This is a genomic window from Microbacterium sp. NPDC059771 (assembly GCF_042732495.1).
Taxonomy (GTDB): domain Bacteria; phylum Actinomycetota; class Actinomycetes; order Actinomycetales; family Microbacteriaceae; genus Microbacterium; species Microbacterium sufflavum.
Window position 1 is genome coordinate 2,815,683 of record NZ_JBHWHK010000001.1, and the last position, 9,163, is coordinate 2,824,845.

9 protein-coding genes and 1 rRNA gene are annotated in these 9,163 nt (G+C 71.3%); 1 reads left to right on the forward strand and 9 read right to left on the reverse strand.

The features are described 5' to 3' along the window. Nucleotide 1: 1 nt before the first annotated feature. Genes ACFV3I_RS13685 through ACFV3I_RS13720 form a run of 8 tightly spaced genes read right to left on the reverse strand, consistent with a single transcriptional unit; the run spans nt 2 to nt 7,986 of the window. Nucleotides 2-598, reverse strand: a complete 597-nt coding sequence (locus tag ACFV3I_RS13685) for an NUDIX domain-containing protein (protein WP_378803826.1) — start codon at nt 596-598, stop codon at nt 2-4. After that, nucleotides 591-2,285 carry a CTP synthase gene (locus tag ACFV3I_RS13690; protein WP_206253548.1) on the reverse strand — a complete coding sequence of 565 codons (1,695 nt, stop codon included), beginning with the start codon at nt 2,283-2,285 and terminating at the stop codon, nt 591-593. Before ACFV3I_RS13690 ends, ACFV3I_RS13685 begins: the two co-directional genes overlap by 8 nt. Nucleotides 2,286-2,311: 26 nt before the next feature. Next, nucleotides 2,312-3,994 carry a DNA repair protein RecN gene (gene recN, locus ACFV3I_RS13695; protein ID WP_378803827.1) on the reverse strand — a complete coding sequence of 561 codons (1,683 nt, stop codon included), beginning with the start codon at nt 3,992-3,994 and terminating at the stop codon, nt 2,312-2,314. Further along, a complete protein-coding gene (locus ACFV3I_RS13700) occupies nt 3,991-4,911 on the reverse strand; it encodes an NAD kinase (RefSeq protein ID WP_136031201.1) in 921 nt (306 codons plus the stop codon). Before ACFV3I_RS13700 ends, recN begins: the two co-directional genes overlap by 4 nt. After that, on the reverse strand, nt 4,908-5,705 hold the full coding sequence (locus ACFV3I_RS13705; protein WP_136031199.1) for a TlyA family RNA methyltransferase: 798 nt from the start codon (nt 5,703-5,705) through the stop codon (nt 4,908-4,910). Before ACFV3I_RS13705 ends, ACFV3I_RS13700 begins: the two co-directional genes overlap by 4 nt. Beyond that, nucleotides 5,702-5,878 carry a hypothetical protein gene (locus ACFV3I_RS13710; protein WP_168387201.1) on the reverse strand — a complete coding sequence of 59 codons (177 nt, stop codon included), beginning with the start codon at nt 5,876-5,878 and terminating at the stop codon, nt 5,702-5,704. Before ACFV3I_RS13710 ends, ACFV3I_RS13705 begins: the two co-directional genes overlap by 4 nt. Nucleotides 5,879-5,929: 51 nt before the next feature. Further along, nucleotides 5,930-6,970, reverse strand: a complete 1,041-nt coding sequence (locus ACFV3I_RS13715) for an HAD-IIA family hydrolase (RefSeq protein WP_136044929.1) — start codon at nt 6,968-6,970, stop codon at nt 5,930-5,932. After that, nucleotides 6,970-7,986: a tetratricopeptide repeat protein gene (locus ACFV3I_RS13720; RefSeq protein WP_378803828.1), complete on the reverse strand. Its 1,017-nt coding sequence runs from the start codon at nt 7,984-7,986 to the stop codon at nt 6,970-6,972. The genes ACFV3I_RS13715 and ACFV3I_RS13720 overlap by 1 nt, the downstream gene beginning before the upstream one ends. A 69-nt stretch (nt 7,987-8,055) precedes the next feature. Here ACFV3I_RS13720 and ACFV3I_RS13725 point away from each other — a divergent pair, with 69 nt between their 5' ends. Then, nucleotides 8,056-9,072 carry a hypothetical protein gene (locus ACFV3I_RS13725; RefSeq protein ID WP_378823184.1) on the forward strand — a complete coding sequence of 339 codons (1,017 nt, stop codon included), beginning with the start codon at nt 8,056-8,058 and terminating at the stop codon, nt 9,070-9,072. Nucleotides 9,073-9,081: 9 nt separating this feature from the next. On the opposite strand, the gene rrf is transcribed toward ACFV3I_RS13725, so the two are convergent. Next, nucleotides 9,082-9,163: ribosomal RNA gene (gene rrf, locus ACFV3I_RS13730) — 5S ribosomal RNA — on the reverse strand; the annotation flags it as partial.

Sequence of the window (9,163 nt, forward strand, 5' to 3'; positions counted from 1 at the left end):
GTCAGCCCCGGTCGCGGAGCCTCTGCGCGGCCGCGAGCACACCGATCGCGAGGATGCCGTTGCGCATGCGACCGTCGAGCACCGCGGCCACCGCGTCGTCGAGGGGCACCCAGACGAGCCGGATGTCGGCCTCCTCGTCCTCCCGGGAGTGTGCGGCGTCGGCGGCCGTGATGCCCGTGGCGAGGAACAGCTGGATCAGCTCGTCGTTCCCGCCCGGCGTGGTCCACGACGACACCAGGGGCTCCCAGTGCGCCGCGACCAGGTCGGCCTCCTCCGCGAGCTCGCGCTGCGCGGCCGCGGCAGGGTCCTCCCCCGGCACGTCGAGCAGACCGGCGGGCAGCTCCCAATCGCGGTGCCGGATCGGGTGCCGGTACTGCTGGATCAGCAGCACCCGGCCCCGGTCGTCCAGCGCGACGATCGCCACCGCGCCGGGATGGGCGACGTACTGGCGCACGATCTCACCGTCGCCGTAGCGCACACGGTCGGAGCGCACGTCCCACACCCGTCCCTCGTACACGAGCTCGGAGTACAGGACCTCGGGGTCTAGCGGCTCGTCGCGCAGCGGACCGCCGTCGGGCAGGGCGCCAATGTCACTCATCGGCGCTGACGTCGAACAGCTCGCTCGCGCGGTGCCGCTCGATCGCCGCACCCACCAGTCCGCGGAACAGCGGGTGCGGGTCGGTCGGGCGCGACCGCAGCTCGGGGTGGGCCTGCGTGGCGATGTAGTACGGGTGCACGTCGCGCGGCAGCTCCACGTACTCGACCAGGTCCAGCTCGGGGTTCAGGCCGGAGAACACCAGCCCGGCCTCGGACAGCCGGTCGCGGTACGCGTTGTTGACCTCGTAGCGGTGGCGGTGCCGCTCCGACGCCTCCGGGGTGCCGTACAGCTCCCGCGCCAGCGAGCCCTCCGCGAGGGCGGCCTGGTAGAGCCCCAGGCGCATGGTGCCGCCCAGGTCGCCGCCGTCGAGGATCTCGACCTGCTCGGCCATGGTCGCGATCACGGGCTCCTTCGTCTCCGGGTCGAACTCGCTCGACGATGCGCCCTCGATGCCGGCCACATCGCGGGCGAACTCGATCACCATGCACTGCAGGCCGAGGCACAGTCCGAGCGTGGGGATGCCCTGCTCGCGCGCGAACTTCAGCGCGCCGAGCTTGCCCTCGATGCCGCGGATGCCGAAGCCGCCCGGCACGCAGATGCCGTCGAGCTCGGCGAGCTGCTCCTGGGCGCCCTCCGGGGTCTCGCACAGGTCGGAGGGGATCCAGCGGATGTGTACCTTGGTCTCCTGCGCGAAACCGCCGGCCTTGAGAGCCTCGGTCACGGAGAGGTACGCGTCGGGAAGGTCGATGTACTTGCCGACGAGGCCGATCGTGACCTCGTGCTTCGGGTTGTGCACCGCGTGCAGCACCTTGTTCCAGCGGGTCCAGTCGACGTCGGCCGCCTTCTGATCCAGACCGAGGCGCCGCACGATGTACGAGTCGAGCTCCTGCTCGTTCAGCGTGGAGGGGATGTCGTAGATGCTCGGGAGGTCGACCGTGTTGATGACGCCCTCGACGTCCACGTCGCACATCAGGGCGATCTTGTTGCGGTTGCTCGCGCTCACGGGACGGTCGCTGCGCAGCACCAGCGCGTCGGGCTGGATGCCCACCTGACGGAGAGCTGCGACGGAGTGCTGCGTCGGCTTGGTCTTCTGCTCACCGGAGGCGCCCATGAACGGCACGAGCGACACGTGCACGAAGAACACGTTGTCGCGGCCGAGCTCATGACGCAGCTGACGCGCGGCCTCCAGGAACGGCTGCGACTCGATGTCGCCCACCGTGCCGCCGACCTCGGTGATGATGACGTCGGGGCGCGGGTCCTCGGTCGCCTGCAGGCGCATGCGGCGCTTGATCTCGTCGGTGATGTGCGGGATGACCTGCACGGTGTCGCCGAGGTATTCACCGCGACGCTCGCGCGCGATGACCTGCGAGTAGATCTGGCCGGTGGTCACGTTGGCCGCCTGCGACAGGTTGATGTCGAGGAAGCGCTCGTAGTGGCCGATGTCGAGATCGGTCTCCGCGCCGTCGTCGGTGACGAACACCTCGCCGTGCTGGAACGGGTTCATGGTGCCCGGATCCACGTTCAGATACGGGTCGAGCTTCTGCATGACCACGCGGAGTCCGCGGGCGGTGAGCAGGTTGCCCAGGCTGGCCGCGGTGAGGCCCTTGCCCAAAGACGAAACGACACCACCAGTCACGAAGATGTGCTTGGTCGTGTCGTTCTTGGGCCCCGCAGAAGAAGAGTTCATCACGGGCTTCTATCCTAACAGTTCCCTCAGACGCCGAGGCTGAGAAGTTCGCGGGCATGGGTGAGCGCGGCGTCGGAATCGGCGAGGCCGGACAGCAGCCGCGCCATCTCGGCCTCCCGCTCCTCCCCCTCCAGACGCCGCACGCTCGAGGCGGTGACGGCCCCGTCGTTGGACTTGACGACCGTGAGGTGGTTGTTCGCGAACGCGGCGACCTGCGCCAGATGCGTCACCGCGATCACCTGCGACTTCTCCGCCAGCCGGGCGAGTCGCCGGCCGACCTCGATGGCCGCGGCCCCGCCGATGCCGGCGTCGACCTCGTCGAACACGAACGTGGGCACCGGGTCGGTCGCCGCGATGACGACCTCGATCGCGAGCATCACGCGCGACAGCTCGCCGCCCGAGGCACCCCTGGCCACCGACCGCGGTTCGGCGCCGGGGTGCGGGGCCAGCAGGATCGCCACGTCGTCGCGCCCGTGCGTGCTCTCGGCGCCGGGGGTGACCGAGACCTCCAGGCGGGCATCGGGCATCGCGAGCGCGTGGAGCTCCGCGGTGACGGCGTCGCCCAGGCGGACGGCGGCCTCCGTGCGGACGGCGGTCAGGGCGTCCGCCGCGGCGTCGAGCGCGGTACGCGCCTCCTCCCGCTCGGCGGTGAGACGCTGCAGTCGCTCGCCGTCGTCGCCGAGCTCCGCGAGGCGCGTCGAGCCCGTCTGCCACAGTCGGATGGCGTCGTCGAGGGACCCGTGCGCACGGATCAGCACGCCCAGCGCCGCCCGCCGCTCCTCGACCGCGGCGAGTTCGTGCGGGCCCGACTCGTCGAGGTCGGCGAGGAAGCCGGACAGCTGCCCGGCGGCGTCGGCGATACGGTAGCCGATGTCGGCGAGCGTCTCGGCGACCTCCGCGAGCGTCGCATCCGAGACCCGTTCGAGCGCCCGCCGCGCCTCCGCGACCAGTGCCGACGCATCCGGCTCGCCCTCCTCGTTCGAGAGCGCCCCGTGCGCGAGCGAGGCGGCCAGTCGCAGCTCCTCGGCGTTCGCGAGCCGTTCGGCGCGGGCCGCGAGTTCGGCGTCTTCGCCCGCCTCTGGTGCGGTCGCCTCGATCAGCGCGAGGTCTTCTCGCAGTCGCGCGGCCTCCTCCGCCCGGCGGTCGCGGTTGCCCGTGATCTCGGCGATCTCCGCGTCGAGGCCGCGCCAGCGCTCGAAGGCCGTGCCGTAGTGCTCCAGCGCCCGGGCGATCGCGTCACCGCCGAAGCGGTCGAGGGCGTCGCGCTGCGCAGCGGCGGACCGCAGCCGCAACTGCTCGGACTGGCCGTGCACGACCACCAGCTCGTCGGCGAGGGCGGACAGCACGCCGGCCGGAGCGGCGCGACCCCCCACGCTCGCCCTGCTTCGGCCCTCGGCGTTGAGGGTGCGCGACACGTACAGTTCGGCGCTGCCGCCACCGACCGGTTCGAGTTCGCCCCCGGCGTCGGCGACGATGTCTGCCACGTCCCCGGTCTCGGGCACGACCCAGACTCCCGCCACCGAGGCCTGGCCGGCTCCGGCGCGCACGGCACCCGAGTCGGCGCGCTGTCCGAGCAGCAGCCCGAGCCCCGTGACGACCATCGTCTTGCCCGCACCGGTCTCGCCGGTGATGGCGGTGAACCCCGGTCCGAGCGGGAGCACGGCGTCGGCGATCACACCGAGGTCCCGCAGGCGCATCTCCTCGATCACGGCTGGTTCCTCCGGTCCTGTCCGCGCCACCCTTCGACCGGCAGCTGGAACTTGCGCACCAGCCGGTTCGTGAACGCGGTCGGGTGCAGGCGCGCGAGGCGCACCGGCCGCGAGGACCGTCGCACCACCACACGCGCTCCGGGCGGGAGCTCGTGCGAGCGTCGGCCGTCGCACCAGAGGATGCCGGAGCCGTCCGTGCGCTCGAGCATCTCGATCGCGACCGCCGCGTCGGGGCTCACCACGAGCGGCTTCGCGAACAGCGCGTGGGCGGAGAGCGGCACCACGGCGATGGCCTCCACGGTCGGCCAGATCACGGGCCCGCCGGCGGAGAAGTTGTAGGCGGTGGATCCCGTCGGGGTGGACACGACCATGCCGTCGCAGCCGAAGCTCGACAGCGGGCGGCCGTCGATCTCCAGCACGACCTCGATCATGCGCTCCCTGCTGGCCTTCTCGACCGTCGCCTCGTTCAGGGCCCAGGTCTCGTAGACGACGTCGCCGGCGGCGTCCTTCACCCGCACCGAGAGCGCCAGGCGCTCCTCCACGTCGTAGTCGCGGGCGATGACACGGCGCACCGCGTCGTCCATGTCGTCGGGGTCGATCTCGGCGAGGAAGCCGACGTGGCCCATGTTGATGCCGAGCACGGGGGCACCGCTGTCGCGCACGAGCTCCGCGGCGCGCAGGATCGTGCCGTCACCGCCGAGGACGATGGCCAGCTCGAGCGCGGTCGGGTCGGCGGAGACGCCCAGGACGTCGACGTCGGCGAAGAACGGGTCGACGGCGGAGAGCGCATCGTGGTCGTCGGGCGCGAGGACCGGGCGGGCACCCGCTCCCCGCAGGGCATCGGTCACGCGACGGGCCGCTTCCACCGTCTCGACGCGGCCGGCGTGCGCGACCACCAGGATCCAGCGCTCGTTCATCGTCCCCCTGCCAGCCGGTTGATGGTGTCCATCCATTCTGTCGGATTGCTGCCGCGTCCCGGCGCGAGGTGCACGAGGTACTCCGCGTTTCCGTGCGTGCCGAGGATCGGGGAGGGAAGGATGCCGAGCATCCCAAACCCCGCGTCCCACGCGCTCCAGACGACGCGGGCCACGGCGTCGGCGCGGGTGGCCGGATCGGTGACCAGTCCCCCGCGCACCGCGGTGCGCCCGACCTCGAACTGCGGCTTCACGAGCAGCAGCACGTCGGCGCCCGGCGCGGCAACGGCGGCGATCGCCGGGAGGACGAGTTCGAGCGAGATGAACGACAGGTCGCCGACGATCAGGTCGGGCGCCGCGGGCTCGCCCGTCGCGTCCGCGAGGCTCTGCGGTGTCATGTACCGCACGTTGAAGCCCTCGACCGACACGACCCCGTCGTCCGCGGCGATGACGGGAGCCAGCTGTCCGTGTCCGACGTCGACCGCGAGCACCCGCCGCGCACCGCGCTCGCGCAGCACCTGGGTGAATCCGCCGGTCGAGGCGCCCATGTCGAGCGCGAGCCGGTCGGCGACCGCGACGCCGAAGCCATCAAGGGCGGCGACGAGCTTGTGCGCGGCGCGCCCGACGTAGTGGTCGGCGCCGGCCACGGTGAGCTCACTGTCGTCCTGGACCGGCGTGGACGCCTTGACGACGGGGCGACCGTCGACGCTCACGAGGCCCTCCGCGATGAGGGTGGCGGCATGGCTGCGCGACCGGGCGAGTCCCCGCGAGGCGAGGGCGGCGTCGAGTCGCGTCATCGTGTTCCCGGGGTCTCCCGCTGGTCGAGCCGTGATCCGCTCTCCAGCCGCCGCGAGAGCTCGTCGTGGAGCGCGGAGTAAGCGTCGGCACGAGCCGGAAGCGGCTGCCCTTCGATCAGGCGCAGGCGGCTCCACAGGCCGTCCGTCGGCGCACCGGTCGTCTCATCGCTCACGGGTTCCACTGTACGCGGCTCCTCGGACAGCCGACGGAGCCACGCGTGTGGTCAGGGGCGGTGGAACGGGTCGTCGTACAGCCGCTCGGGCACGCGCAGCACGAACACCGGAGTGCCCGAGGCCCAGATCGCGGCAGCTCCGGCCCGCAGCAGGTCGAGCTGGTTCCCGGACTCCGCGACGATCTCCACGTCCGCGCCGTGCACCCGCACCGCCGCGCCGCCGACGTCGTACACGCCGTCCGTCACCGTCGGGACCGGGTACGGCTCGTGCAGCCCGCGGAGGTCGCCGAGGATGTAGGTCGGGCGCGACCCCTCGGGCGCCGCGAGCACGTGCTTGGGGCGGTCGATCCCGGTCAGCACGAGGGCGGAGTCGATGCCGGCTCGGCTCGCTCCCATGATGTCGGTGTCGAGGCGGTCGCCGATGAACAGCGCCGTGGACGCGCCGAAGCGGTCCAGGGCCTCCTGGAAGATGGGGGTCTCCGGCTTCCCCGCCACCGTGGCCAGCCGCCCGACAGCGGTGTGCACCGCGGACACGAGGGTGCCGTTGCCGGGGGCGACGCCGCGTTCGCGCGGGATCGTCCAGTCGGTGTTGGTGGCGATCCAGGGGATGCCGCCCTCCTCCTCGGGGACCTTGAGCGCGAAGGCCGCTTCGGCGAGGTCGGTCCACGCGACCTCGGGGGCGAAGCCCTGCACGACCGCTTGTGGGTCGGCGTCAGCGCTGCGGGTCACCGTGTACCCGGCCTTCTGCACCTCATCGACGAGACCGTCGCCTCCGACGACGAGGATCGTCGCGGGAGGAGGAACGATCCCCGAGAGCAGTCGCATGGCCGCCTGCGGGCTCGTGACCACGTCGTCTGGCGCGACCGTGAGGCCCAGGCTCGTGAGGTGCGCCGCGACGGATGCGTCGGTCCGCGCCGCGTTGTTGGTGATGTACCCCAGACGCGCCGTGGCGGCTGCGGCGTTGAGGCTCTCCACGGCGTGCGGCAGGGCCCCGGGCCCGGCATACACGACTCCGTCGAGGTCGGCGAGGATCGTGTCGACGCCGTCCAGCGGAGTGCGGGGCGTCTGACGCCTGCGCGTGAAGAGCGCCATCACGCCTCCGGCTTCGAGGAACCGGGCTCGTCGTCTTCGTCGACCTCGTCGACGTCTTCGCCGAGGAGCTCGCGAACCTCATCCTCGATCGTGGGCTCGGCCTCGATCGTAGGCTCGGCCTCGCCGTCCTCACCGAAGAGGTCGGTCCCGGCACCATCGCTGTCGCCGTCGCGTCCAGAGGCAGCATCGTCGTCGCTGTCCAGGTCTCGGCCCGCCTCGACGACGAGGCCCGCGTCGCGATCCACGACACCATCACGATCCACGTCACCGTCAGCATCCACGCCACCGTCAGCATCCACGCCACCGTCAGCATCCACGCCACCGTCCACGGCGTCACCGTCGAGGCGGGCGGCATCGTCGCGGGTGCCGTCACCGTCGCGGGTGCCGTCACCGCCGCCAACGGCGTCACCGTCAGGCGTAGCAGTGCCGTCACCGTGATCGTCGAGCAACTCGTCGTCGATGAGGCCGTCTTCGACGTAGATCTCCTCGTCGCCGGCTTCGTCGACGCCGAGCGCCTCCGCCGCGACGTCGGCGCGGTGGGCCCAGAATTCTGCCTCGTCGGTGCGTCCGAGGTCTTCCAGGACCGCTGCCCGCGCGGAGAACAGTGCTGGGCTCCACTCGAACGCACGATCGGGATCGAGCTCGGGAATCTCGAGCTCACCGAGAGCCAGCTCCAGGTCGCCCTGGTCGAGCCTCGCGCCCGACATCGCGATCGCAAGAGCCACGCGCACCGCGGTGTCGAGGGTGGAGCGGTCCACGGCACGACCGGTCTCGAGTGCTCGGTCAGGACGGCCGATTCCGCGCTCGCTGTCGACCATGAGCGCGATCTGGTCGTCCTTCCCGGAGATCCTGCGATAGGTGCGCAGCTCGCGAAGAGCCAGGGCGAAGTCACCTGTCGCATAGGCCGTGATGCCGAGCGTCTCGCGGACGATCGCAATGCGACCGGCCCGGCGCGACGCCGCCAGCGCATGCTCGTGTGCCAGCGCGGGGTCTTCGTCGATCAGACGCGAGGCCATCGCCAGGTGTCGGGCGACGTGCTCCGCGTTCTCCTTGCTGAGCGTCTTCAGTTCGTTGCGCGCGGAGGAGTGCAGATCGCCGGCCGTGACCTCGTCCGGAACGGTCGGCTCGTCGAACCGGGCACGCTCGTTCGACGCGTTGGCCGGACGCTCACGCCCGGCACCGCCGCGCTGCGGGAACGACCGCGACCGGTCACTCCCCCGCTCACGCTCCGTCCGCCCTTCGCGACGCTGACCGCCATCACGGCTGAAGCCACCCTCCCGACGAGGAGCCGCGTCACGGCTGTGCCCGCCCTCGCGACGCTGGCCACCGTCACGGCTGTAGCCGCCCTCGCGACGCTGACCACCATCACGGCTGAACCCGCCCTCACGACGCTGCCCACCATCACGGCTGAAGCCCCCTTCGCGACGCTGACCACCGTCACGGTTGAACCCGCCCTCACGACGCGGTCCACCGTCACGGTTGAAGCCACCCTCGCGACGCTGGCCACCATCACGGCTGTTCCCGCCCTCGCGACGCTGACCACCATCACGGCTGTACCCGCCCTCACGACGCTGACCACCATCACGGCTGTACCCGCCCTCACGACGCGGACCACCATCACGGCTGTACCCGCCCTCACGACGCGGACCACCATCACGGCTGTACCCGCCCTCACGACGCTGACCGCCGCCATCACGGCTGTACCCGCCCTCACGACGCGGACCACCATCACGGCTGTACCCGCCCTCACGACGCTGACCGCCGCCATCACGGCTGTAGCCACCCTCACGACGCGGACCACCATCACGGCTGTAGCCACCCTCACGACGCTGACCGCCGCCATCACGGCTGTACCCGCCCTCACGACGCTGATCACCATCACGGTCAGGGCGAACCTCACCTCGCGAACCGCGGGCATCAGAGCCAGATCGTGGGCGCGAGGCACCATCGCGATACACAGGGCGCCCACCGGAACGGTTGCCGCGCGGTCCTCCATCGTCACTGCGACGCGGACGGCGCTCTTCCTCTTCCGGCATGGTGCTCCCTATTCTCGTTGTTCGTCAAACGCAAAATGGCCACCCAACGATGGGTGGCCATTTTGACTAAAAGGAGTCCGGCGGTGTCCTACTCTCCCACAGGGTCCCCCCTGCAGTACCATCGGCGCTGTGAGGCTTAGCTTCCGGGTTCGGAATG